The following is a 24373-nucleotide window of genomic DNA, read 5'->3' on the forward strand; positions in this document are numbered from 1 at the left end:
TCTCCCCACCGATCCCGCCGCACGGGCTCTCGCCCGCCACGCACATTGCACCGAGAGCAAAGATCCTATTGCACCGCGACGTGGGCCGCGCCTAGCCTCCTTTCATGGCAACCGCACAGGTCAACGGCATCTCCATCGGTTACGACGACACCGGGCGCGACGACATCGGCCGCACCGACACCGGACGCGAGGAGAGCAGCCGGGAGGCGAGCAGCCGGGAAGAGCCCGGCCGCGAGGTGAGCAGCCGGGAAGAGCCCGCCCGCGAGGACGGCCGCGCGAAGCGCACCCTCGTCCTCCTCCACGGCCACCCCTTCGACCGCTCCATGTGGGCCCCGCAGCGTGCCGCCCTCGCCGCGACCCACCGCGTCATCACCCCGGACCTGCGCGGCTACGGCGAGTCCACCGTCGTGCCCGGCACCACCCCCTTCGCCACCTTCGCAGAGGACGTCGCCGCACTCCTGGACCACCTGGGCGTAAGGCAGTTCGCGCTCGGCGGTCTCTCCATGGGCGGTCAGCTCGCGATGGAGTGCTACCGCCTGTTCCCGGAACGCATCACGGGACTGCTCCTCGCCGACACCTTCCCTGCCGCCGAGACCCCGGAGGGCAAGGTCTTCCGCAACGCCCTCGCCGACCGGCTCCTCACCGAGGGCATGAAGGGGTACGCGGACGAGGTGCGGGACAAGATGGTGGCGCCGGCCAACACGGAGGCGTCCGCGTACGTCCACCGGATGATGCTGGCCGCGCCGCCCGAGGGAGCCGCCGCCGCCCTGCGCGGGCGGGCCGAACGCCCCGACTACCAGGATCTGTTGACCCGCGCCGACGTCCCGTCCCTGGTCGTCGTGGGCCGCGACGACACGTACACGCCGGTCGCCGACGCCGAGGCCATGCACGCCGCGCTCCCCGACGCCGCCTTGCACGTCGTGGAGTCGGCGGCCCACATGCCGAACCTGGAACGCCCCGACGCGTTCAACGCGGCGCTCCGCACCTGGCTGGCCCGCCTCCCCTGAAGCCACCGGCCGCGCCGACCACCGTCAGCCAGCCACCCAACTCCACCCCACCCCATCCCACACACCGCCCCACCCTCGCCCCGCCCCGGCGGCCTACCAGGTGGGCCGCGCCCCCACCCCGCCGTCCACGACGAGGTCCGTCCCGGTGATCCAGGACGCCGCGTCCGAGGCGAGGAACACGCACGCGCCGCCGATGTCCTCCGGCCGCCCGAGCCGCCCGAGCGGCGCCGCCCTGCCCCACCGCGCCACGCCGTCGGGCCAGTCCTCGGCGAGACCGGGCCGGTCGATCAGGCCGGGCGAGACGCTGTTGACGCGGATGCCCCGCGGGCCGTACTCCAGCGCCGCCGAGCGGGCGAACATGATCAGTGCGGCCTTGGACGCGCTGTAGTGCGCATGGCCGGGGGCGGGGCCCGAGCCCTCGATGGACGCGATGTGCGTGACTGTGCCGCCGCCCTCCTGGCCGCCCATGACCTCGGCAGCGGCCTGCGTGCAGCAGAACGCGCTCGTCACGTTCGCCTCCGACACCTGCCGCCAGTCCGCGGCCGTCATGCCGTCGAGCTCCTGCACCGGCTGGATCCCCGCGCTGTTGACCAGCGCGTCCAGGCGCCCGCGCCAGGCGTGCGCCTCCGCCACGAGCCGGTGGCACTCCTCCTCGCGCGTCAGGTCCGCCGCCACGGCGACGGCGTCACCGCCCGCCGCCACGATCCGGCCCACCAGTTCCCCGGCCCGCGCCCCGCCGCTGCGGTGGTGGACGACGACCGCCGCCCCCGCCTGGGCGAATCGCCAGGCGATCCCGGCGCCGATGCCGCCGCTCGCGCCGGTGACCAGCGCGACGCGTCCGGTCAGCTGAGGCAGTGTCTCGTCACGCATCGGCGCCGTCCTCCCCGATCTCCACGTCCGACGAGGGCTCCCCGGACGTCCCTGGCCCCGCACCGGCCCCTGCCATCCGCAAGGGCTCCCCGGTCCTGCACAGTTCGCGGATCAGCCCCGCCCGCCCCGGATACCGCACGCCCAACTCGTCCGGGTCCCCGCCCTCGTAGTCCTCGGGAAGGAACCCGGGCGCCATGGTCGTCCCGAAGAGCGCCCATCCGTGGCCGCCGCCGGCCGCGACCCGCGCACCCATCCACGTCCCCGCCGGGACCACCACCTGCACCTGGCCTCCGCCGGGGCCGAGCACCGCCACCCGGTCCGTGCCGTCGGGCGCGAGGAGGAGCAGTTCCAGCGCGTCCCCCTCGTAGAAGTGCCAGACCTCGTCGATGGGCAGCCGGTGCAGGGCGGAGAAGTCACCGGGCTCGGTGGTCAGGAGCACGACGATCGCCGACCCGGCGGGGCGCCCGACGGCGTCCGGCGGCCCGGCCCAGGTGCGGCGGTACAGCCCGCCCTCCACCGGCAGCGGCAGCAGGCCGTGCCGCGCGGCCACTTCTTCAGCAGTTTCGACCATGGTCGATCGCTCCCCGGACCGCACGCGTCGTAACCACGCACCTCGCCACGTGTCTCCCCGTGCGTCTCACGCATCACCGAGATGCGGTCAAGGTGCCAGCGAGCGCCAGATCCGCTCCGGCAGGACCCGCGCGGCCTCGGCCAGATCGACACGGTCGGCACCACCGGTGTCCTCGGCGCCACCGGCGCCACCGGCGCCACCGGAACCACCGGAACCACCGGAACCACCGGAACCACCAGAACCACCGACACCACCGACACCACCGGCATCGTCGACGCCGGAGAGCCAGCGGCGCGCGGTCGCGACGACGGGCCCCATGACCAGCGCCTCGACCAGGGGTTCGGGGAGCGGGGCGAGTTCGCCCGAGGCGGTGTGCAGGCGCACCCACGCGGCCAGCGGCGAGAGCTGGGCCTCCTGGGCGTCGCGCACCGCCCTGGCCTGCGCCATCCCGAGCCGGTCGGCATAGGAGGAGTGCAGGAGGCGGGAGGCGTCCGGGTGCTCCTCGACGAAGGCCAGATAGGCCCGTACGAGGGCGCGGATGCCGGACCGGGCGGTGCGGGTGCGCGCCACGGCCGCGCCCAGAGCGTCGAGCAGCCGCCCCAGCCAGCGCAGCAGCAGCGCGTTCATGAGGCCGTCGACGCTGCCGAAGTGGTGGTAGAGGCTGCCGAGGCTGACACCGCTGGCCTTGCCGAGGGCGCCGACGGTGACGCCCTGCTCGCCGGATTCGGCGTACACGCGCAGCGCGGCGGCGAGGAGGCGCTCGGCGGTTTCCTCGCCTCGTTGTTGCTTGGGACTCATCGCGACCGTTGCCCGGACTTCATCGTGACCGCTGCTCGACACCCATCGTAACCACCGGCGTATCCAGGGAAGTTGAATACATTTCTAGAAAGATCTTCTCCTCTCATCGCTCGATGGTCCAGACTGTGCGGGTCCGGCCACGGGGGGCCGGTGAACGGGGAGAACGTGAACGGGGCAGGCGGTACGGGCGGGACGAGCGGGGCAGCCGGGTTCGATCTGACGGGCAGCGGCGCCGAGCCGCTGCGCGACCAGGACCCCCGGCGGATCGGGACGATCCCGCTGGTGGGCCGGCTGGGCGCCGGCGGCATGGGACGGGTGTACCTCGGCGTCGTCGACGGACGGTACGCCGCCGTCAAGCAGATGCTGGCGTCCGTCGTCGCCGAGGACCGGGGGTTCCTGCGCCGCTTCGGCCAGGAGATGGACAACCTCGGGCGGTTGCCCGCCGGGGCGACCGCACCGCTCCTCGCCAGCGACCGCACCGCCGAACCGCCGTGGTTCGCCACCGGATACGTCCCCGGCATCACCCTGTCCGAGGCCGTCGAGCAGCACGGCGGCGCGCTGTCCGGCGACGCCCTGTGGCTGCTGCTGCGCGAGGTCGCGGCAGGCCTGACCGCGGTGCACGACCTCGACATGGTGCACCGGGACCTCAAGCCGTCGAACGTCATGCTGACCCTCGACGGCGTCACCCTCATCGACTTCGGCATCGCCCGCGCCGCCGAGCAGAGCCAGCTGACGCAGACGGGTCTCGTCGTCGGCACACCCGCGTACATGTCGCCCGAACAGGCCTCGGGAAAGCGGCAGTTGACGAGCGCGTCCGACCTGTTCGCGCTCGGTCTGCTCGTCGGCTACGCGGCGAGCGGCCGCTGGCCCTTCCCGGGCGACGGCAGCCCGCTCTACCGGATCGTGCACGACGAGCCCGACCTCGCACCGCTGCGCGCGCTCGACACCGAACTGGCCGACCTGGTCGCGACCTGCCTGGACAAGGACCCGGAAGGCCGCCCGACCGCACCCGAATTGGTGGCCCTCGCCGACCGTCACGGGCCGCCGACCGCATCCGTCTGGGCCGCCCCGGTCACGGAACTCCTCGCGGCACGAGCCGCGTTCGCCGCGCGGACCCCGGAGCCACCCCTGCCCGAAACCGCGGCAGACCCGGCCCCCGCACCCGTCCCTGCACCCGCCGCTGCCCCTGTCCCTGTCCCTGTCCCCGAGACCACGCCCGACGCCGAAGCCGACGCCGACGCGGATGCCCGCTCCCGGCCGCCGCGGCGCGAACGGCGGCGCACACGCATCCTGATGGCCGTCGTGCCGGTCGTGGTGGTCGCCGCGGGGACGACCCTCGCCCTGCAGAACCTGCCGTACGTCACCGACTCGGACAGCGCGGCGGGCTCGACACCGTCCGCCGCGGTCACGGGATCGGCGGACCCGGCGGGACCGGGCGACGCGGACGGCTCGGCGAAGCCCGGGTCGAAGAAGTCGGAGAAGCCCAAGGACGACGAGAAGTCCAAGGAGAAGGGCGGGGACGGGGACGACGGCAAGGGCGGGGACGAGCGACCGTCCGGCGGGTCCGCCGGGAAGGACGGCTCCGAGGACGGTTCCAAGGACGGCGGCGACTCGTCCGGCGCGGGGTCCGGCTCCGGATCCGGCTCGTCCGGGAGCTCGTCCGGGGCAGGTTCCTCGGGTTCAAGTTCTGGCTCGGGCTCTGGCTCGCCCGGCGGCGGCTCCGGTGACTCGCCGGACTCACCGGACTCCCCGCCGTCGGGGTCCTCGGGCCCCTTCCGTCTGAAGAACGCCGACAACGACGCCTGTCTGACCCAGGTCTACGGTTCCGCCGACGACGGAAGCTGCGGCGACCCGAGCGCCTCGTGGAAGACCGTGGGCGCGGAGAACAACAGCTTCAAGGTGGTCAACAAGCGGTCCGGCTCCTGCCTGGTCGCCAACATGCTCGGCCAGGCCGTCTTCGTCGGCGACTGCACCCAGGGCAGCGCCCGCCTGTGGCGCTGGGGCTCTGGCGGCACCCTCAAGAGCACCGCGAACGGCGGCTGCCTCGACCTCGCCTACGGCGGCGGGGTGTCGGCCTCGACCTGCCAGTCCGGGAAGGCGTCACAGCGCTGGGCACGGTGACGGACGGAAGGCCACGCCGGCGCCGCACAGGGCCTCGCCCCCCGCCGCGCCCCTCGCTTGGCTAGCGCCGAGGAAAGAGGAAGGACTCAACGATCCGGGTGTCGTACTCGTACCCGTGGACCCGGATCTCAGCTATGGCCACGAAGTCGCGCTGGTCCACTTCCGCAGCCAACTGAGCTGCCAGAGCAGCATCTCGCCCGCGTCACTCACATGAAGGACACACACCGAGTCGGGAAAGATCAGCTGCCCGTCATCGAGACGAAGGCTGTCCGGAAGGTGCATGACCCTCCCGTTCCAGCGTCCAGGACGCGCTGCGACGCATCGAAGACTGCTGCGCCACCGGCCCGAGCACCTCGTGCACAACAACGTCGGCGAACCCGCTGAACGAGAAAACCCCAGCTCAGAAAAGTCTGAACTGGGGTTCCAGAGGAGCCGCCTTCGGGATTCGAACCCGAGACCTACGCGTTACGAGGGCTTGCAAGATCGTGACGGCGGATGATCCGTGATCATGCTCAGTCCGGTTTTGCCTGGTCAGCGACTTGTCGGGCTCGGCGGCGTGACACTCGATCCAACGGGTGCTGGTCCGTCCGCTCACGCATCGCTCACGCAGAAAAGCGCCTAGCCACGCAAGCAATCATGAGACTACCCAGCCGTCACTCGACGTCGTCAGCCTCATTTTCAAGATCTTCCACGGCCGCAGCCACGCTCGACATAAAGATGTGATGCTTGTCGTCGTTTGCCAGGTAGGCCACCAGGTTCTCTCGCAGCCGCTGCGTCCCCAGGTAGTAGTCCCGGAACGCCTTCGAGACCTCGTCCGCTGCCTCCCGGCTCCGAGGTACCGGGATGCGGATCTCCCTATATCGCCGACCGACATCTTCACGGTTGGTCTGCATGAAGACGACGCGATCCCACTGGCGGCGCACGGCTTTCAGCGTCATCGCCCACAAGAGATAGAAGTTATCGAAGGAGGCGGACTCTGAGGCGCGCAGCACCAGTACCTCCTTGGTCAGCACGACCCTCTCTTGCCCTGGCATGATTACCGCAAAATCGCCGATATTCTTGCTGGTCCGGATCGGAGTGATCAGGTCATACTCTTCGAGTCCAGATTCAGCCCCTTTCCAAAATCGCTCGGCGACCACATCCGGCACGCGATTCGTCGGGTTGATATTCACCTGGCCGGCGCGGATATCCGATACTTTAATGTATGGGACATGCCCGGTTCGAAAGTCTGCCGATGGGCTCCCATGCCCATGCATCGAGACCAGCACTCCATGGTCAATCAATTCTTCGATAGAAGCGCTCGTGAAATCAGCCATCGCAGGCGTGTCCATGAGTGCAAAGAATTCACGCACTGAACGTTCATCAAAGTAGTTCGGAACGGCAGTCAGCTGCTCAGTGAATTCTCCCTCGTCCACCCAGCGACTTGTTTCCGTCGTACCAAACTCATCCACCAGAGTGGCGACATCTGCTGCGATCTGATCGTCGATTACATCTGTTCGAGTTCCAGTATCGGCAGCAACGACGAACAGCTCCTCGCCGTCCTTGTTGATCCCCACCGTCGGGGCATAGGAGACGAAAATCTGACCTTCACGGAACCAAGCCGGCTTATGCACCATGGAAATCACTTCTTCTCAAAGACGTAGAAGTTGGTCTTTGCCCTGCAGAACCCTTGAAATGCTTCCATGGGGATATTAAGGACGCCTCGCAAGGTGAACCGGTCGCTCAGCCATTCTGGCAGCCATTTATACGTAGGCGAGAAAAAGTACGTTTCCGGCAGAATAATGCCGAGCCTGCCCCCCTTCATCAGGAGCCTGTACGATCGCTCAAGAAAGACGAGGCCAATTTCGAGATCTGCGTACTCACCCGGCTTTCGATTGGCTGCGGCAGCGATGCTGTAATCGTTACGACGCGCATCGACCTTGCTGACCTTTAGGTTCTTACCGAAAGGCGGATTCGTGATCACCACCGTGAACGAACCATCACTAAGCGGACGCTCAAGCTGAGGGTAGTCCTTCGCCCACCTGTCACCCCTTATCGAGTCACCAATGTGCACGTTGACAGATCCGTCGCCGATACCCACCATGATCGCCCGAGTGAGCTTGACGTTAATGGAGTCTTTGTCTACTCCATAGACGTTCCGGTGCGCCCAGGTTCTTGCTGCAGCGGCAGAGTCGCCCGCAGGGATTCGATCGACCAGCGAAAGGAACGCTTCGGTGAGAAAGCCGCCCGTTCCACATGCCGGGTCGATAATCCTGTCTTCCAGGCGAATATCCATCATCTTCACGGCAGCAGCAATTACGCGCTGCGGGGTGAAGTACTGCCCTTCACCTGCCTTCAGGTTCGCCCTGCGAAATACCTGGAAGGCGGAAGAGATCGCTTCGGCGCCCACATCATTCAGGTTCAAGCTGGAAAGCTCGTACACAGCCTCCTGAATGGTGTGATCATCCAGTTCCAGGGCGCCTTCGCGATGCTCAGCAAACACTTCCGGTCGGAAATTCTTAAGAGCATCGAACTGCGCTCGCATCGCCTTAGCCGTAGCGGCTTCACCGCCCTGAGAGAGCTGGAAAGCGACTGGCTTGCTGTGGTCATACGATGCGTTTGAGTCTGACTCCAGCTTGAGCAGCAGGATATTACAAAGTTCGTTTAGTTGCGCTTCCGAACGAGTCGATCGACTGTCTCTCGCGACCACCACATCCAGTAGGCGGCTAAAGATCGACCGCAGTTGCCCGCTCTTAGGTGTAACCAAGTCGCTGAATGTCAACGGCTTCTCGGAGGGGCGCGTAAACCCTTCCCCGGGCTGCGGCAGGCCGCGGTTTCGAACATGCTGAAAACGACCGTCGGCCAGCTTATAGACTCTGACGTTATCGGAACCGTTGGTCCAATAGCCCATCCGCGCGCGCGGCTCACGAGTCAGGTAGATCTCAAGCTGCGAAATGCCAGCGTCAATCGTCGGCTGCTTGAATTCACAGATGACTAGGAGGTGCTCCCAATTACCTGCATTCCGCACATCGTCAAAAATGGCCAGATCAACAGGCCACCCAGCGAAGGATTTCCCGTCCTCGCGCTTCGCGGCGTCGTGGGGCGCCTGTGGTACGCGCCATTCAGGCTTCCACTGCAGCTGACCCAGATCCCAACCTGCCTCCATGAGGCTCTTAAGCACCGGCATCCGCACCTGCTGGTGCTCGGGGCCACTGAGGGTACGCGAAGAGTCATCCGTCACAGCACACAACCTTAGCCGCTTGTCTCAAATCACCGGCGCCTAGCGCGAGCAGCACCTCGGGTAACGGGGCCCTGAGCAGGTTCCCATCCACTCATACGACAGACGGACGGCCGAACCTGCAACTATCAGGTTCGGCCGTCCATGATGTCCTGAGACATCGCACTCGTAGCGGGGACAGGATTTGAACCTGCGACCTCTGGGTTATGAGCCCAGCGAGCTACCGAGCTGCTCCACCCCGCGTCGGTATCTCAACCATACGCCATGCTGGCACCGACGTTGTCCACCTCTGGGAGCCTTCGGCCTGGGGAGTGGCGCTGATCTTTTACTTTCCCGATCTTGGCTCCCCTGCTGGTTCCGGCGCCCTTCCATGCTCCAGATAGGCGGTCACCCCGCTGGCGCGGGCCTGGATACCAACAGCGACTCGGCGGACGAGGCGAGGAATGGTGAGTTCCGGCAGTTGCTGAGCGTCGTAGAAGTCGTAGCTGCTGAGCTCATCGGGCTGGAGCTCGATGTGCCGGCACTGATCTGGGGTGAGGCGGCCCCCGTCGAAGAGGTAGAGCACCTTGTCGCCCTCCCCCGGGTTCGGCGCCCAGTCCACGACGAGCAGCCGGCCGATCTCGGGCTTGATGCCAAGCTCCTCCTGGACCTCGCGGACGCAGGCTTGAAGGGGTGACTCCCCAGCCTCGACGTACCCGCCGGGGATATCCCGGTAGTCCTTGTACGACGGCTCGACGAGCAGGACCCTGTCGGCGTCGTCGAAGAAGAGCGCGCCAGCGGCCATGCGCGGGTGGGCCATCTTCGCTTCGTGCTCGTTCTCGGTCACAGGACGGACTCTAACCGCCGACCACGCCGAGCCTGCGGGCCAGGTCGGCCACCGGCTGGGACGGGCGGCCTCGGGTGCCGCGGATCCAGCCGATGACCAGTTCGCGGCTCAGGTAGTGGTGGCGCACCTGTTCGGGTGCGGCGCGCTCGGCGTCCAGCTCCAGTCCCGGCGCAACCAGAGCATCCGCTCGGCCGACGAGCTGCGGGCGGAGTCCAAGCGGGTGGCGAGCGAGGTCCAGCAGACGGCCAAGCAGGGTGGGGACATCTCCAAGCTGAAGGAGCGCGCCCGCGAGCTGAAGGACCAGATCCGCGACATCGAGGCCGCGCAGGAGAAGGTCCAGGAGGAGCTCACCGAGCTCCTGCTGACCATCCCGAATCTCCCCGACGACGAGACCCCGGACGGCGACTCCGAGGAGTTCGCGGTCGAGATCCGACGCGTCGGCAACCCGCCGGCGTTCTCGTTCGAGCCGAAGGACCACGTCGACCTGGGCGAGGCCACCGGCATCCTCGACTTTGCCCGCGCCACGAAGCTGTCCGGCTCGCGCTTCGCGGTCTCCCGCGGCGCTGGCGCCGCCCTGGAGCGCGCGCTGGCCACGCTCTTCCTCGACATCCACACGCGCCGCCACGGCTACGTCGAGCACGGTGTCCCGTACCTGGTGACCCGCAAGACGATGACCGGCACCGGTCAGCTGCCCAAGTTCGAGGAGGACCTGTTCAAGACCGGCGCCGCCGATCGCGACCTGTTCCTCATCCCGACGGCCGAGGTCCCGCTGACCAATCTCTACTCCGACGAGATCATCCCGCCCGCCGAGTTGCCCCTGGCCCTCACGGCGCACACCCCGTGCTTCCGCTACGAGGCGGGCTCATACGGGCGCGACACCCGCGGCCTGATCCGCCAGCACCAGTTCTCCAAGGTCGAGATGGTCAAGATCGTCGCCCCGGAGACCGCGGACGCCGAGCTGGAGACGATGGTCGGCCACGCCGAGGCATGCCTGAAGGAGCTCGGCCTCGCCTACCGCGTGGTCAAGCTGGCCGCCGGCGACACCGGCTTCTCCGCCCAGCTCACGTACGACATCGAGGTCTGGATCCCGAGCCAGAACACCTACCGGGAGATCTCCTCGATCTCCAACTTCGGCACCTTCCAGGCCCGCCGCGCCAACATCCGCACCCGCGGCGAGGACGGCAAGCCCAAGCTCGTCGCCACCCTCAACGGCTCCGGCCTGCCCGTCGGCCGCACCCTGGCCGCACTCCTCGAACAGTGCCAGCAGCAGGACGGCTCGCTCGTCCTCCCCGAATCCCTCTTCCCGTACCTCGGCTTCCGCCGGATCTCGGCGGACGGAACACCGGAGGCATAAGTGCTCGTCGGCGTCTGCGACTTCCCCGGTAGCTACGCCTTTCCACCCGCCGGTTACGGCGGAATCGAACGATGGCTGTGGGCGGTCGCCGTAGGCGCCCGAACCGCAGGCGCCGACGTACACCTCCTCGGGCCGGGCTGGCTCGCGGACCTGGAACACGACTGGGTCCGTAAGCCGGTCCGCCTGGAGGACATCACCGCCGGATCGCTCGCCGAACGCGAGCTCCGCGCCAACGGCTACGACCTCCTGGTCGTGGGCCACGAATACCCCTCGCTGCCCGCGTGGACCCGCACGTGGAGCGAGCTGGACTGCGACGTCGCCACGTTCCAGCACTCCCCGGTCTTCCAGCACACCGACGCCGCCTTCGACGGCAAGCGGTCCCGCCTCTACTGCTACTCGCCCGAGATGATCGAGCGGTACGCCAGCTGCGAGCCCATCCAGGAACTGGCCGTACACCTCGGCCTCGACGAAGAGGAGCCGCCCGCCGTCGCCGAGCGCGACCTTGTGTGGCTCGGCCGCGTCGATGCGGAGAAGGCGCCCCATCTGGCAGCCCGCGCCGCCCAGTTACTCGGCCGCCGGATACGGATCGTCGGCCCGGTCTTCGACGAGGAGTACGTACGCAGCCACGCTCGGCTCCTCAACGCGGACCACGTCGAGTGGGTCGGCGAACTCGGCGGCCCCGCCAAGACCGCCGCCATCCGCGACGCCTCCGTCTTCGTCTACACGTACGCCCGCACCTACGTGGAGGCCGGGGCCGCTGTCTTCGGAGAATCCCTCCGCGCCGGCACGCCCATGGCCGCGCTCACCTGGCGCACTGGCACCTGCGCCGAAGCGGCCCTGTGCGACGAGACCGGCACGATCGCCGTGGCCGACCCCGAGGTGGACGACGAGGCAGCCGCCCACCAACTGGCACACGCCATCGAGCAGGCGGGGAGCCTGGATCACCGGCAGGTCCAGGAGATCGGCCTCCAACGCTTCGACCCGGCCCGGCACTTCACCGCGATGGCGGCACCGCCGTGCTGACCCGATCAGTTAACTCGGCCGGGGACACGCTGGCCCGACAGATACCGGCCGTGCTCCGCGCGAAGTTAGGTCCGCACTGGGAGTTCACGACCACCGCCGACCGCATCGAAATTCGGCACCCGCACCGGGACACTCCCTACAGACCACCACGTAGAAGCCCCTCGTGGCGGGAGCTGCTCGACAGCCTGGAGACCTCCTTCGCGAGTGACGGAGCCGCTCGCGACACTGCCCTGCCCCTCCGCTGGGGCAGGGAGACGGAACTGACCATCTCCGCGGTACAAGCCCTCGACCCCCTCCTCAAGGACGGCAGGCCCCACACCTACCGAAGCGGCTTCCTCGCCCAACCGGTCGTCCGCTTCACCGGCCAGCGCGATGCCACGGGCCTCCTGAAAGACGGGTTCCTCACCTCCTTCGTCAACATCTCCCGCGTTCAGCGCGTGAACAACCTGGACGAGTACGGCACCGTCCTGGACGGCTGGGTGACCACGCTCTCCCAACTCGGTTTTCACGCCCATCACTTGCGGATCTACGGATCGTTGCGACCGTGGCGGCGGAGGCAGGTCGAAGGCATCACGCTCCGCTTCGCCCACCGGAACCTCACCCTCGGAGACATCGTCCTCCTGTGGCACACCGAACACCCTGATCGCCTGGCGGTGGACCTCGGAACGGGCTTGGAGCGCCTGGCGTGGGCGCGCGCCCAGGCTCGCTGGTGCGACCTGATCTACGGCCGATTCGCCCACACGGCACCATCGGCGACGCTGGACGCCATCCGCACTGCCACGCTTCTCCTGGGCTTCGGGATCGCCCCGGCGGCCCGGGGCGCCGGCGGAATCACCCGTCGCGTCGTAGGCACCATCGTCCCGGACGACATACGCCTCGGTGTGAGCGCCTTCGTCCGGTACACGTACGACTATTGGTCGCTGTTCAGCCCTCCGCGCGTTCCGTGGCCAGAGGTCGCTCGCACCATCGAGGACGAGGCTCTTCCGTAGGTCGATTTGTCGGCCCTCACCTCTACGCTGTCCCCGACACAAGGCTGAAGGTGGAGAGTGGTTCATGGCACGACAGCTGACGGTCACGCAGCGGCTCGCTCTGATCAGCAAGTGGAAGAGCCCGCCGGGTCCTTCCGAGCAACTTCGGCTGGAGCGGGCCGAGCGCATGGTGAAAGAGGCGGTCGACCGGCACGGAGTGTTCCGGGGCCTCGACATCACGGTCGCGGCGAAGGGGTCCTACCCCAACAAGACCAACGTCCGCGGCGACAGCGACGTGGACATCATGGTGAAGCTGAACGATCCCGTTCATACCGACAGCGCCACGCCTTGGTGGGCCAGCGAACAAGCCGACGCAGGGACCTGGACCAGAACCAGGCTCCGCAACGAGGTCTATGCCGTTCTCACGAAACGCTTCGGATGGGTGGACCCAGATCACAACATCGCGTTCTACGTGCCGGAGGTCGTTGGCAGCCGTCCCAGCATCGACGTGGTGCCGTGCTTCAAGTGGGTGAAGTACGACTTCTCGGCGCCCGGAGGCCAGTACGTGGGGAGCGTGGTCTACGGCCGCAATGGCAAGCGGACCATCAACTGGCCGGAGCTCCAGCTAGCCAACGGCCGCCTGAAGAACAACAACACCAACCTGCGGTACAAGTTCGTGGTGCGTGTCCTGAAGAACGTGGAGAACGACCTCGCCGCCGATGGCGTCATCAAGGCCCTGCCGTCGTACTTCTCCGAGTGCTTGATCTACAACGTGCAGAATCACGTCTTCCACACTGGCGACTTCGACGACGCGGTTCGAGCGAGCCTGGAAGACGTCTACCAGCAACTCACGGGGGCTTGGTTCGGTTCCGAGCGCATGGTGGAGCCGAACGGGATCAAGAAGGTCTTCGGTGAAGGTCAGAAGTGGACCGAGAAAGACGCGCGCGAACTCATCGAAGGAGCCTGGTACTACCTCGGTTATGGGAGCTGACGATGGCTACGGCCACCAGCATCCGTACGGGAGCCGCCATCGCCGCCACTCTGTACACAGTTCTCCTCCTCGTACTCGGCCTGTACCCATCGCAGTTCCGGTACCTGTTCGCCTACATCCCGACTGCTGTCGGGTACGGGGTGATCATCTTTGACAAGTGGGCCTGGCACTGGCCCGGCATCCACCGTTTCACAGGCCGACCTTGGGTCACCGGCACCTGGCGCGTAATCCTGTCCCCCAGCCCCGACAGTCATATACCGAAGGGCGGAAACCGGGGCCCGATCATCACGTACATGACGATCGAGCAGAACTTCTGGAGCCTGCACGCCACGCTCCGCACCAAGGAGAGCGCCTCTCACTCAAACAACGCCACCGTCAGTTCCCCCCAGAAGTCCGGCACCGCCGAAATCGGGTTCCTGTACGACAACACTCCCCGCGTGGAGCACCAACACCGCAGCCCGCGCCATGAGGGCGCCTGCCACATCTCCGTCACTGGTCTGAATCCCCAGACCGCAACCGGGCACTACTACACCAGTCGATTCACCGCCGGCGACATGGACTTCACTCTGCTCAATCGCTCCATCGGCTACGGCACGTTCGCCGAAACACAGGCAGCGGACCCAGAGCACACAACCAGCTGACTGCCCCGCCACTGAGAAAGCCGACGTCTCTGGTGCCGCCCGATACGGGTGAACCCTCTTCCAACCCAATTCCTGGTCGGGGACCTTCAAGGCAGCTGTCCGAGTCTCACCAGTTCGCCGGGGGCAGACAGGAAAGACCGCAGAACTACTGGTGCGCTGCCACACGGCATGTGAACCTACAACGCCCTGCCGGAAGATCCCGAGCCCACGGAGGCGCGCCTGTATCCGCATCACCCCGACGATCACTCCCACCCCGACATACCCGAACCGCTGTATTGGGTCGCCCGACGCCACCTCGCTGGTGATGACGACGTCCTCGCCGAGCGAGTTGGCGACGCCCTGACCGACCTCGGCTGGCGCATGTGGCCGACGGCCCGGAACACGCTGCTGTACGTGAGCCCGGACGAGTTGTGTGGCGCCGAGTGGATCCTCTCAAGCTACCCGTTCGAGCTTGTCGGTCTGCCTGTGGCTTGGCAGTTGAGTGTCCGCCGGCATGCCGACTCGACCATGCCGGAGTGGAACGCGTACTTCACCCGCGGTGTCCCCTACGAGGCGGTCACCGACCTCGTCGTTGCGATCGACTCGTGCGAGGCGCTCGGAGTCGGCCTCGAGGAGCCCGATACGGTCGTCTCCGCGCTCGGCGCCCAGGGCTGGGTCCGCGACGTGGACCGACCCCACACCACCATCTCGGACCCCGGGTTCTCGTGCACGGTCTCCCTGGAACTACAGCCGCCACTCGTCCGGGACTCCGATCCGCGCCCGGACCTACTGGGCTGGCAGATGTGGGCGGATCCCGTTCTCGGCGCCCCGTATCTCTGGTGCGCCACCTTTAGCGCGAGCGTCCCTCACCAGCTGGTCGCGGCGTTCGCCTCCGCACTCGCCTCTCCTGCCCCTCTACCCCGCCGCACCCTGCCAACGGGCGCCGAGGAGCGGCTCAGCGTCGTGCGTCACATCTGATGCCGCTGGCGCGAGCAGCGGTTGCGCCGCTGGCCACCCCACCGTTCTGTACGCCCTTTCACCTGCCCGCTGACAGAGATGGAGACTGCATGTTCCGACGACGTGCCCGTGCCGACCGTGAGTTCCGCGAAGCCCAGCGCGAGGGGTTCGCTCTCCTGCAGATGCTGGCCCACGAGCCCTCGCCATTCGACACCGTCCGCACCGCGGCCCAGGCGCCGGTGCCAGATGGATCGGCCCCCGAGGCGCACATGCCCGACTTCCTTCCGCCGGACTTCCGGGCGCCATGCCGCCAGGACGTCTCCGGGTTCATGATGCGCTGGGACCTGCCGCTCGTCATCGACGGCGAGGTCCATGCGTGCCACTGTGGTGCGTACCGGAACTGGATCGTGTTCAACATGCGCGACGACTCAGTGTGGCTCCGCTGCCCGGACGGACACGAGACGCAAGAGCCTCGCCTCGACACCGCCTGGTACAACCGCAACTCCGGCCCGGTCGACCGCTTCCACCCCATCCTCGAAGACGGTCTGCGCCACCTCGGCCACTGACCTCGCGGAACCCCTTCCCACGCCCCTTCGCATCACCGGTGTCTGGAGCACCGGCTCGGTCAGCCCTTCCGCTTCGCATCAACATAAGGGGCTCCACCTACCGCCGCTGCTCCTGCCGCGACCCCAAGACCGGCAAGGAACTCGGCGCCTCCTGCCCCAAGCGCAACAGCAGGAACCACTGCACCTACTCGATACGCCAGGAGCTGCCACCGCGTGAGGACGGCGGCCGCAGGTCCTTCGCCCGACAGCCGCGAGGGCGCCCAGGCCGATCTCGACCACGTACGCGCCCTCCTGGGCCTGGCCGAGCCGGACGACCCCGAGGGCACAGAGCTGATCGCCGAGATGCTGGCCGAGGTCAGCCGCGAGCGGACACCTCTGCCCGACGTCGAGGAGACGAGGCGACGCCTCAACGCCGGCCAGGACCTCATCGGCAGCCTGACCGTGGCCGAGTGGCTCGACCGGTGGCTGGACGGGAAGCGCATAGGCAAGTCCGGCCTGAACCGCTACGAGACCGACATCCGCGTGCACTTGAAGCCGCGCATCGGCAACCGGCGCCTCGACCGGCTGCGCGTCAGCCACCTCAGTGAGATGTTCACGGACATCCACGACGCCAACGCCCAGACCCTGGAAGACAACGCCCAACGGCGGGCCGCGATCGACGATTTGGCGACGATCCGTAGAAGGGCGGGGAGCACCGCGCCCGCCGCAAGGCGATGAAGGCCGCGATCGACGAGATGCCGCCCTTCCGTCGCATCACCGGCCCCGCCACGCGCCAGCACGTCAAGGCCACCACCCTCCGCGCGGCCCTGAACGACGCGATCGGGCAGCAGATCATCACGTTCAACCCGGCCGCCCACGTCGAGATCGACCCCGTGCGCAAGCCGAAGGCGCTCGTGTGGACGGACGAACGCGTCGCCAAGTGGGAGCAGACGGGCGAGAAGCCGTCGCCCGTGATGGTCTGGACGCCCCAACAGACCGGTTCCTTCCTCGACTTCGTCGCCGAGGACCGGATGTACGCGATGTAGCACCTGATCGCGTTCCGCGGACTGCGTCGTGGCGAGGCATGCGGGCAGCCGTGGTCGGAGACGAACCTCGACACTCACTCCCTCACCGTCTCCTCCCAACTCGTCCAGGACGGCTGGGAGATCGAGGCATCCGATCCCAAGACGGACAGCGGCTATCGCATGGTCGCACTCGACGACGACACCGTCGTCGTCCTGAAGCGGCACCGGGAACGGCAGGACGCGGACCGCAAGGAGTGGGGCTCGGCCTGGGTCGGCACCGGCCACGTCTTCACCCAGGAAGACGGCTCCTGGCTCCACCCTGGCAAGGTGACCGACCTCTTCGAGCGCCTCGTCGCCGCCTCCGGCCTCCCGCCGATCCGGCTGCATGATCTACGCCACGGTGCTGCAACCCTCATGCTCGCCGCCGACATCGACATCAAGATCGTGTCGGACACCCTTGGCCACAGCGACACCCGGATCACACGGGACATCTACCAGAGCGTCCTGCCCCACGTCGGCAGGAGCGCCGCCGAAGCGACCGCGAAGCTCGTCCCCCTCCAGCGCAAGGCCAAGGCCGAGAAGGCGGCACGCAAGGCCGCGAAGAAGGAGAAGGCCAAGAACGCCGGCAAGTCGAAGGACAAGCCGAAAGCCCAGGCCAAGGCGGACAAGAAGGCCAAGCGCCGGGAGCCCAAGAAGTAGGTCCCTGAGCCGCTCCGATCACGCAAGCACTTCCGAAACCTCCCCGTCGCGCGGCTCGGCATGCCCCGAACATGAAAAAACCCCAGGTCACGGCGAGTGAGTCCTGGGGTGATTCCGAGCCGCCTTCGGGATTCGAACCCGAGACCTACGCATTACGAGTGCGTTGCTCTGGCCATCTGAGCTAAGGCGGCGCGCCGTCCGCACCATGGTGCGATCAGCAACGCGGCCAAGTCTACACAGTTTTCGAGGGTGCTCCGCACACCCCCGCCCGAGGGCCTCGGACCGCGGCCCCCACGCCTATGAGCAGCGCTTTCCTTCCTTCGGGACGGTGCCCTTCAGGAGGTAGGCGTTGATCGTCGAGTCGATGCACTCGCTGCCCCGGCCGTACGCCGTGTGGCCGTCGCCCTCGTAGGTCAGCAGGCGGCCGGAGGAGAGCTGGGAGGCCAGGGCCTTCGCCCAGCGGTAGGGGGTCGCCGGGTCGCGGGTCGTGCCCGCCACCACGATCGGGTCCGCACCCTTCGCTTCGATGCGGTGCGGCTTGCCCGTGGCCCGCACCGGCCAGTACGTGCAGTTCAGGGACGACCAGGCGAGGCCCTCGCCGAAGACCGGGGAGGCCTTCTCGAAGGAGGGCAGGTCCTTCTCGACCTCGGTGGGCGAGGCGAAGGCGGGCGGCAGGTCCAGGCAGTTCACGGCCGCGTTGGCGAACATGAGGTTCGCATACTTCCCGTCGCCGTCCCGCTCGTAGTAGCCGTCGGAGAGGGCGAGCAGGCCCGCGCCGTCCTTGTCCTTCATCGCGGAGGTGAGCGCGTCGCGCAGTTGCGGCCAGCCCGCCTCGTCGTACATCGCCGCGATCACGCCCGTCGTGGCGAGCGCCTCGCCGAGTTTCCTCTCGTGGTTCCCGCCCACGGCCAGCGGCTTGCGGTCCAGCTCGTCGAAGAAGGACTTCAGGCGCTTGCCCGCGTCCTCGGGGCTCTTGTCCCCCAGGGGGCAGTCCGCGCCGCGCGCCACGCAGTCCTTCGCGAAGGACCGGAACGCCGTCTCGAAGCCGGCCGTCTGGTCGCGGTTCATGCGCCGCGCGGGCAGTGAGGGGTCCATCGCGCCGTCGAGGACCAGGCGGCCGACGCGCTCGGGGTAGAGCTCGGCGTACGTCGCGCCGAGGAACGTCCCGTACGAAGCGCCCACGTACGACAGCTTCTCGTCGCCGAGCGCCGCCCGCAGCACGTCCATGTCGCGGGCCGCCTCGACCGTCGAGACGTGCGGAAGGACCTCGGCCGAGTGGGCCTCGCAGCCGTCCGCGAACGTCTTGAAGGCGGCGCGCAGGCCCTCGGTCTCGCGCTGGTCGTCGGGCGTGACGTCGGTCTGCGTGTACGCGTCCATCCGCTTGCCGTCGAGACAGGTGACGGGCTCGCTGCGGGCCACGCCGCGCGGGTCGACGGCCACCATGTCGTAGCGGGCGCGGACCTGGGCGGGGTAGCCGAGCGCCGCGTACGACTGGAGGTAGCCGACCGCGGAGCCGCCGGGGCCGCCGGGGTTGACCAGGAGCGAGCCGAGGCGGCCCTTCTTCTTGGTGGCCTGCTTGCGGGCGACGGCCAGCTTGATGTCGCCCTCCCCCGGCTCGGCGTAGTCGAGCGGGGCCTTCATGGAGGCGCACTCGAAGCCGGGGACGCCGCACTCGTGCCAGCTCAGCTTCTGTCCGTAGTACGGGGCGAGCTCCGCCGGCACCGAGTGGGACAGCGACGTCATGGAGGCGCCCGCGGTCGAACTCCCTGACGAACAGCCGGAGATGAGCAGCCCCGCGGCCACGATCAGGGTGCCGCACGTGCGGAGGGCGAGATGACGGCTGCGGCGGCCGCGACGGCTGTGGTCCATCACGCGAGGGTAACTCTCCGCGAGCACGTGATCACTCATGGCGCTCGTACGAGTGACTCCGTCAACGCCCGGCCGGACGCGAAACCCCGCCCTCTCGCCCCGCCCTCAGCCCTCAGCCCTCAGGCCCTGCCTTCAAGCCCCGCCCTCAAGCAACGCCCGGCGCCGCCGTCCTCACCCCGCCCGCAGCGCCACCGTCATCGCCTCGACCGCGAGCAGCGGCGCCACATTGCGGTCCAGGGCGACGCGGCAGGCGCCGATGGCCTCGATGCGGCGCAGCGTGGACTCGGGCGAGGTGCCCACGGCCATGCGCTGCAGCATGTCCTGCACCTCGGTGTTGGCGATGGCCACCCGCGAACCCAGCTGCAGGGCCAGAACGTCCCGGTAGACGCCGGTCAGGTCGACCAGGGCGAGGTCGAGGCTGTCGCGCTGCGTACGGGTCCTGCGGCGCTTCTGCCGGTCCTCGAGCTCCTTCATCGCGCCGGCCGTACCGCGCGGCATCCGGCCGCCCTGCGCCGCCCCGAGCGCCGCCTTCAGCTCCTCGGTCTCCTTGACGTCGACCTCCTCGGCGACCTGCTTGGCGTCCTCGCCCGCCGTGTCGATCAGCTCCTGCGCGGCCTTCAGACAGCCGCCGATCTCCGCCACCCGCTGCGGCATCTTCAGGACGGCCGCCCTGCGCTCCCGCGCGCGCGGGTCCGTCGCCAGGCGCCGCGCGCGGCCGATGTGCCCCTGCGTGGCGCGGGCCACCGTCGCGGCGACGTCGGGCTCGATGCCGTCCCTGCGGACGAGCAGGTCGGCCACCGCGTCCACCGGGGGCGTACGCAGCGTCAGGTGCCGGCAACGGGAGCGGATGGTCGGCAGCACGTCCTCCAGGGAGGGCGCGCAGAGCAGCCACACCGTGCGGGGGGCCGGCTCCTCTACCGCCTTCAGGAGGACGTTGCCCGCGCCCTCGGTGAGACGGTCGGCGTCCTCAAGGACGATGACCTGCCAGCGTCCGACGGCCGGCGAGAGCTGCGCCCTACGGACGAGTTCGCGGGTCTCCTTCACACCGATGGACAGCATGTCCGTGCGCACCACTTCCACGTCGGCGTGCGTGCCGACCAGGCTGGTGTGGCAACCGTCGCAGAACCCGCAGCCGGGGACGCCGCCGAGCGCGCGGTCCGGGCTGGTGCACTGCAGGGCTGCGGCGAAGGCGCGTGCGGCGGTGGCCCGGCCGGAGCCGGGCGGGCCCGTGAACAGCCAGGCGTGCGTCATCTTCGACGACTCGGGCGGCGGGGAGTCCGCGGCGGCCGCCGTCACCAGGGCGTCGGCGTCCCGGGCGGCAGCACTCAGCTGCTCGCCCACCCGCTCCTGCCCCACCAGGTCGTCCCACACGCTCATGGGGTCACCGCCTTACGCTGCGCTCTGCTCCGGCCGGGCGCCGGACTGCCACCGGATCGACACGGGATCGACCGTCGTGACCGGACTGCCCATTGTGGAGGACGCCACTGACAATCCCCGCCGGGCCCGGCCGTCTACCAGGCCCAGCCGTCTGCCACTGCCGGACCCAGCCGTCTGCCACTGCCGGGGCCGGCCGTCCGCCGGGCCCCGGCCTCGCGGCCTCGCGGCCTCGCGGCCGCACGGCTCAGCGGCCCTTGCGGCCGCGGCGCCCACGGCCGCCCTGGTCCTCGCCCGCGTCGCCCCGGTCGTCCTCGTGCGAGCCGAGCAGTTCGTCGGCCAGCGACGGCAGGTCGTCGAGCGGCGTCTCCTCGGCCCAGTCGGAGCGGGATCGCCGGGGCACGCCCTGCTCGTCGACCTGGGGCAGTTCGCGGGTGCGCTCGTTGGGACCGTCGGGCGAGGACGCGGGACGCTCGTCCCTGAAGTAGCCCGGCGGCACCTTGTCGTCCTGGACGGCCGGCAGCACGGCCGTCTCGTCCGCGGCTCCCTCGGGCGCCGGCGGCTGCGGCAGCACCTCGGTGTCCTCCGGGCCGGGGCCGTCGGCCCGGAACGCGGGCAGGACGGCCGTCTCGTCGGCCGCCCCGGCGGGCAGTGCGACGACCGGCGTGGACACGGTGGTCTCGTTGTCCGGCACGGACTCCTCCGAGGAACCGGTGCCCCTCTTCTCGGACGTCTCGGCCTTCGGCGCCTCCCGCGCCTCCCGCGCCTTCTCCGGCTTCTCCGCCTTCTCCGAAGCACCGGTGTCCTTGGCCGGCGGAGTCGACTTCGGCTGTGCCGCAGACGCCGCGGACGACTGCGAGCGCGCCGGGCTGGACGACACCGACGGCGTAGCCGCCGCGGCCGCCGAAGCCGCCGCGAGACGGCGCGCCTCCTCGGCCCGCAGCAGCGCCTCCTCCGCCTTGCGCTGCTTCTCGAGCCGCCGCTCCTCGGCCTCGGCCCGCAGCCGCGCCTCTTCCTCCGCCTCACGGCGGCGCTTGGCCTCCTCGGCCGCCCGCACCTTCTCCTCGGCCAGGAGCCTGGCCTTCTCCTCCTCGGCCTTGCGCCGCGCCTCCTCGGCGCGCTTCCTGGCCTCCTCGGCCTGGCGCTCGGCCTCGCGGCGCTGGGCCTCCTCCAGCTCGCGCCGCTTGCGCTCCTCCTCCTCGGCACGGAGCTTGGCGAGCTGCTCCTGGCGCTCGCGCTCCAGGCGCTCTTCCTCGGCCTTGCGGGCGGCCTCTTCCTCGGCCTTGCGCCTGGCCTCCTCCTCGGCGGCCTTGCGGGCCTCCTCCTGCGCCTTCACCTCGGCTTCGGAGAGCGGCAGGACGAGGTCGAGCCGGTGCCGGATCACAGTCGTGACCGCTTCCGGCTCCTGGGAGGCGTCCACGATCAGGTAGCGCCCCGGGTCACCGGCGGCGAGCGTGAGGAATCCGGCGCGCACGCGTGCGTGGAACTCGGCCGGCTCCGACTCGAGGCGGTCGGGCGCCTCCGTGAACCGCTCGCGGGCGGCCTCGGGCGACACGTCGAGCAGGCACGTCAGGTGCGGTACGAGGCCGCCGGTCGCCCAGCGGTTGATGCGGGCCACCTCGGTGGGCGACAGGTCGCGTCCCGCGCCCTGGTAGGCGACGGACGAGTCGATGTAGCGGTCGGAGATGACCACGGCGCCGCGCTCCAGGGCGGGGCGTACGACGGTGTCGACGTGTTCGGCCCGGTCCGCCGCGTACAGGAGCGCCTCGGCGCGGTGCGAGAGGCCGGCCGACGACACGTCGAGGAGGATCGACCGCAGCCGCTTGCCGACGGGCGTCGCGCCCGGCTCGCGCGTGACGACGACCTCGTGCCCCTTGGCGCGGATCCACTCGGCGAGCGCCTCGGCCTGCGTGGACTTCCCGGCGCCGTCGCCGCCCTCCAGGGCGATGAAGAAGCCGGTGGCGCAGGGCGCCTGCGCCGGGTCGTCGCCGCCGCGCAGCGCGTCCCGCAGGTCGTGCCGGAGGGGCACGCCCTGCCGGTCGTCGGCCTTGGCGAGGACGAGCGCGGCCACCGGCAGCAGCAGCGCGCCGACCAGCATCAGGGTGAAGGCGGCGCCGCCGTGGTCGAAGACGAACTTGCCGTTGACCATGCGGTGCGGCCCGATCGCGGCGGCGACCACGGGGGCCACCAGCGCGCCGATCGCGAGGCTGAGCCGGACGACCGCCTGGAGGTGCTCCGTGGTGCGGGCCCTGCGGTAGTCCTCGACCTCCTGGTCGAGGAGCGCGTGCCCGATGTTCGCGGCGACGCCCGCGCAGACCCCGGTGAGGACCAGGAGCAGCAGCACGGTCGTCACGTCGGGCACGAGGCCCGCGGCGAGCAGTGCGACGCCGGTGAGGGCGATGGCGAGGGCGAGCAGCCTGCGGCGCGAGAGCGAGGGCAGCAGGGTCGGCGCGGTGCGGATGCCGAGGGCGGTGCCGCCGGTCAGGGCGAGGACGATCAGGCCGTACGTGACGGGCCCGCCACCCAGGTCCTTGGCGTGCAGCACGGCGACGGCGACGGCCGCCGCGACGGCTCCCGCGACGGCGGCGCAGGCCGCGACGAAGAGCGGGATCGCGCCGGTGCGGCCCTTGTCGGTGCCGGTGCCGGTGCGCGGGCGGCGCAGTCCCTCGAGCGGGCTGCGCGCGCGGGGCGTCTGCGTACCGGGAATCTCAAGGAAGTAGACGATCGACAGCGACGCGGCGAAGAGTCCGGCCGCCATGAAGGAGGCGAGTCCCGCCTGGTGCAGGTCGAACCAGTCGAGTCCGGCGCCGAGGAGGTTGCCGATGAGTGTGATGGCGACGAGGGTCGCGGCCGCGATGGGCAGGGCGAGGAATCCCGTACGCAGGGAGAGGCGCCGCAGCGCGTCCATGTGGTCCGGCAGCGGCCGCACCGTCGCGCCCTCCAGGGGCGGCGCGGGCAGCAGCGCGGGTGCCGCGCTCTCCCGGGCCACCGTCCAGAACCGTTCGGCGACCCCGATCACGAAGGACGTCACCAGGATCACCGCGAGGGCGTTGTCCGGGGTCCAGTCGATCCACAAGGGGGCGACGATCAGCAGTCCGGCCCGTACACCGTCGGCGCCGACCATGGTCCAGCGGCGGTCGAGCGGGCCGTCCGGAGAGGTCAGTGAGGTGAGCGGCCCGAGAAGTACCGCTCCGAAGAGCAGCGTCGCGAGGACGCGTGCTCCGAAGACGGCGGTGATGGCGAAGGCCACGCCCCGATAGCCGCCTCCGAAGGCGCCTTCGGCGATGGCCGACTGGAGCGCAAGGATCACCAGGACGAGCAGTGCGAGCGCGTCGCCGACACAGTCGACGAGCTGTGCGCTCCACAGCCTCTTCAGCTGGGGTACGCGCAGCAAGGCGCGGAGGGCACGCTCTCGGGAATCTGCGACCAGGGCGTCGTCGGGGGCCGGGATTCCGGCCGTTGGCTGCTCGGCACGCGTCATCCGTCCAGCCTATCTGGACGGGTTGCCTCCTCGCGGAGCCACCCGAACAAACGACCG

17 protein-coding genes, 2 tRNA genes and 2 pseudogenes are annotated in these 24373 nt (G+C 69.2%); 10 read left to right on the plus strand and 11 right to left on the minus strand.

Annotated features, from left to right (window positions below):
* The first annotated feature begins 104 nt into the window (after nt 1-104).
* Complete coding sequence (locus ACZ592_RS08935) at nt 105-1007, plus strand: alpha/beta fold hydrolase (protein ID WP_471580840.1); 903 nt, start codon at nt 105-107, stop codon at nt 1005-1007.
* A 93-nt stretch (nt 1008-1100) separates the two neighbouring features.
* On the opposite strand, the gene ACZ592_RS08940 is transcribed toward ACZ592_RS08935, so the two are convergent.
* The 3 genes and pseudogenes from ACZ592_RS08940 to ACZ592_RS08950 all read right to left on the minus strand — a co-directional run.
* The gene (locus ACZ592_RS08940; RefSeq protein ID WP_471580841.1) at nt 1101-1877 is read right to left on the minus strand and encodes an SDR family NAD(P)-dependent oxidoreductase; all 777 of its coding nucleotides are present in this window, start codon (nt 1875-1877) and stop codon (nt 1101-1103) included.
* Nucleotides 1870-2448, minus strand: coding sequence for a cupin domain-containing protein (locus tag ACZ592_RS08945; protein WP_471580842.1), 579 nt, complete (start codon nt 2446-2448; stop codon nt 1870-1872). The genes ACZ592_RS08940 and ACZ592_RS08945 overlap by 8 nt, the downstream gene beginning before the upstream one ends.
* A gap of 270 nt (nt 2449-2718) precedes the next feature.
* Nucleotides 2719-3246: pseudogene (locus tag ACZ592_RS08950) on the minus strand (TetR/AcrR family transcriptional regulator); the annotation flags it as partial.
* Between the two features lie 165 nt (nt 3247-3411).
* Here ACZ592_RS08950 and ACZ592_RS08955 point away from each other — a divergent pair.
* A complete protein-coding gene (locus tag ACZ592_RS08955) occupies nt 3412-5367 on the plus strand; it encodes a serine/threonine-protein kinase (RefSeq protein ID WP_471580843.1) in 1956 nt (651 codons plus the stop codon).
* A gap of 653 nt (nt 5368-6020) precedes the next feature.
* Here the strand turns inward: ACZ592_RS08955 and ACZ592_RS08960 are convergent.
* From ACZ592_RS08960 to ACZ592_RS08975, 4 genes are all read right to left on the minus strand, one after another.
* A complete protein-coding gene (locus tag ACZ592_RS08960; RefSeq protein ID WP_471580844.1) occupies nt 6021-6983 on the minus strand; it encodes a restriction endonuclease subunit S domain-containing protein in 963 nt (320 codons plus the stop codon).
* Between the two features lie 5 nt (nt 6984-6988).
* Nucleotides 6989-8587 carry an HsdM family class I SAM-dependent methyltransferase gene (locus ACZ592_RS08965; RefSeq protein WP_471580845.1) on the minus strand — a complete coding sequence of 533 codons (1599 nt, stop codon included), beginning with the start codon at nt 8585-8587 and terminating at the stop codon, nt 6989-6991.
* A gap of 166 nt (nt 8588-8753) precedes the next feature.
* Nucleotides 8754-8827 (minus strand) — tRNA-Met (locus ACZ592_RS08970).
* An 82-nt stretch (nt 8828-8909) separates the two neighbouring features.
* Nucleotides 8910-9410, minus strand: coding sequence for an NUDIX domain-containing protein (locus ACZ592_RS08975; protein WP_471580846.1), 501 nt, complete (start codon nt 9408-9410; stop codon nt 8910-8912).
* 118 nt (nt 9411-9528) lie between these two features.
* Between ACZ592_RS08975 and serS the strand changes: the two genes are divergently transcribed.
* The 8 genes and pseudogenes from serS to ACZ592_RS09015 all read left to right on the plus strand — a co-directional run bounded on the left by serS (nt 9529) and on the right by ACZ592_RS09015 (nt 17592).
* Entirely contained in the window at nt 9529-10764 is a 1236-nt protein-coding gene (serS, locus tag ACZ592_RS08980) for a serine--tRNA ligase (protein WP_471580847.1), read from the plus strand.
* On the plus strand, nt 10765-11787 hold the full coding sequence (locus ACZ592_RS08985) for a glycosyltransferase (RefSeq protein WP_471580848.1): 1023 nt from the start codon (nt 10765-10767) through the stop codon (nt 11785-11787).
* 50 nt (nt 11788-11837) lie between these two features.
* Nucleotides 11838-12776 (plus strand): hypothetical protein, encoded by a 939-nt coding sequence (locus ACZ592_RS08990; RefSeq protein ID WP_471580849.1) that lies wholly within the window; start codon nt 11838-11840, stop codon nt 12774-12776.
* 64 nt (nt 12777-12840) lie between these two features.
* A complete protein-coding gene (locus ACZ592_RS08995; protein WP_471580850.1) occupies nt 12841-13746 on the plus strand; it encodes a nucleotidyltransferase domain-containing protein in 906 nt (301 codons plus the stop codon).
* A gap of 2 nt (nt 13747-13748) precedes the next feature.
* Nucleotides 13749-14387, plus strand: coding sequence for a Cap15 family cyclic dinucleotide receptor domain-containing protein (locus ACZ592_RS09000; RefSeq protein ID WP_471580851.1), 639 nt, complete (start codon nt 13749-13751; stop codon nt 14385-14387).
* Nucleotides 14388-14780: 393 nt separating this feature from the next.
* A complete protein-coding gene (locus ACZ592_RS09005) occupies nt 14781-15344 on the plus strand; it encodes an SPDY domain-containing protein (protein WP_471580852.1) in 564 nt (187 codons plus the stop codon).
* Nucleotides 15345-15433: 89 nt separating this feature from the next.
* Nucleotides 15434-15889, plus strand: a complete 456-nt coding sequence (locus ACZ592_RS09010) for a hypothetical protein (protein ID WP_471580853.1) — start codon at nt 15434-15436, stop codon at nt 15887-15889.
* 83 nt (nt 15890-15972) lie between these two features.
* A pseudogene (locus ACZ592_RS09015) lies at nt 15973-17592 on the plus strand (tyrosine-type recombinase/integrase).
* Between the two features lie 117 nt (nt 17593-17709).
* Here ACZ592_RS09015 and ACZ592_RS09020 read toward each other — a convergent pair.
* From ACZ592_RS09020 to tmk, 4 genes are all read right to left on the minus strand, one after another.
* Nucleotides 17710-17783 (minus strand) — tRNA-Thr (locus ACZ592_RS09020).
* Nucleotides 17784-17889: 106 nt separating this feature from the next.
* Nucleotides 17890-19461 carry an alpha/beta hydrolase gene (locus tag ACZ592_RS09025; RefSeq protein ID WP_471580854.1) on the minus strand — a complete coding sequence of 524 codons (1572 nt, stop codon included), beginning with the start codon at nt 19459-19461 and terminating at the stop codon, nt 17890-17892.
* Nucleotides 19462-19632: 171 nt separating this feature from the next.
* A complete protein-coding gene (locus ACZ592_RS09030; protein WP_471580855.1) occupies nt 19633-20838 on the minus strand; it encodes a DNA polymerase III subunit delta' in 1206 nt (401 codons plus the stop codon).
* Between the two features lie 244 nt (nt 20839-21082).
* Nucleotides 21083-24316, minus strand: a complete 3234-nt coding sequence (gene tmk / locus ACZ592_RS09035; protein ID WP_471580856.1) for a dTMP kinase — start codon at nt 24314-24316, stop codon at nt 21083-21085.
* Nucleotides 24317-24373 lie beyond the last annotated feature (57 nt).

The organism is Streptomyces sp. NPDC040622 (assembly GCF_055593965.1).

Excerpts from the sequence above, each read along its gene's own strand:
- ACZ592_RS08935 (WP_471580840.1), top strand. The coding sequence starts at position 105 with ATGGCAACCGCACAGGTCAACGGCATCTCCATCGGTTACGACGACACC.
- ACZ592_RS08940 (WP_471580841.1), bottom strand. The coding sequence starts at position 1,877 with ATGCGTGACGAGACACTGCCTCAGCTGACCGGACGCGTCGCGCTGGTC.
- ACZ592_RS08945 (WP_471580842.1), bottom strand. The coding sequence starts at position 2,448 with ATGGTCGAAACTGCTGAAGAAGTGGCCGCGCGGCACGGCCTGCTGCCG.
- ACZ592_RS08960 (WP_471580844.1), bottom strand. The coding sequence starts at position 6,983 with ATGGTGCATAAGCCGGCTTGGTTCCGTGAAGGTCAGATTTTCGTCTCC.
- ACZ592_RS08995 (WP_471580850.1), top strand. The coding sequence starts at position 12,841 with ATGGCACGACAGCTGACGGTCACGCAGCGGCTCGCTCTGATCAGCAAG.
- ACZ592_RS09000 (WP_471580851.1), top strand. The coding sequence starts at position 13,749 with ATGGCTACGGCCACCAGCATCCGTACGGGAGCCGCCATCGCCGCCACT.
- ACZ592_RS09010 (WP_471580853.1), top strand. The coding sequence starts at position 15,434 with ATGTTCCGACGACGTGCCCGTGCCGACCGTGAGTTCCGCGAAGCCCAG.
- ACZ592_RS09025 (WP_471580854.1), bottom strand. The coding sequence starts at position 19,461 with ATGGACCACAGCCGTCGCGGCCGCCGCAGCCGTCATCTCGCCCTCCGC.
- ACZ592_RS09030 (WP_471580855.1), bottom strand. The coding sequence starts at position 20,838 with ATGAGCGTGTGGGACGACCTGGTGGGGCAGGAGCGGGTGGGCGAGCAG.
- tmk (WP_471580856.1), bottom strand. The coding sequence starts at position 24,316 with ATGACGCGTGCCGAGCAGCCAACGGCCGGAATCCCGGCCCCCGACGAC.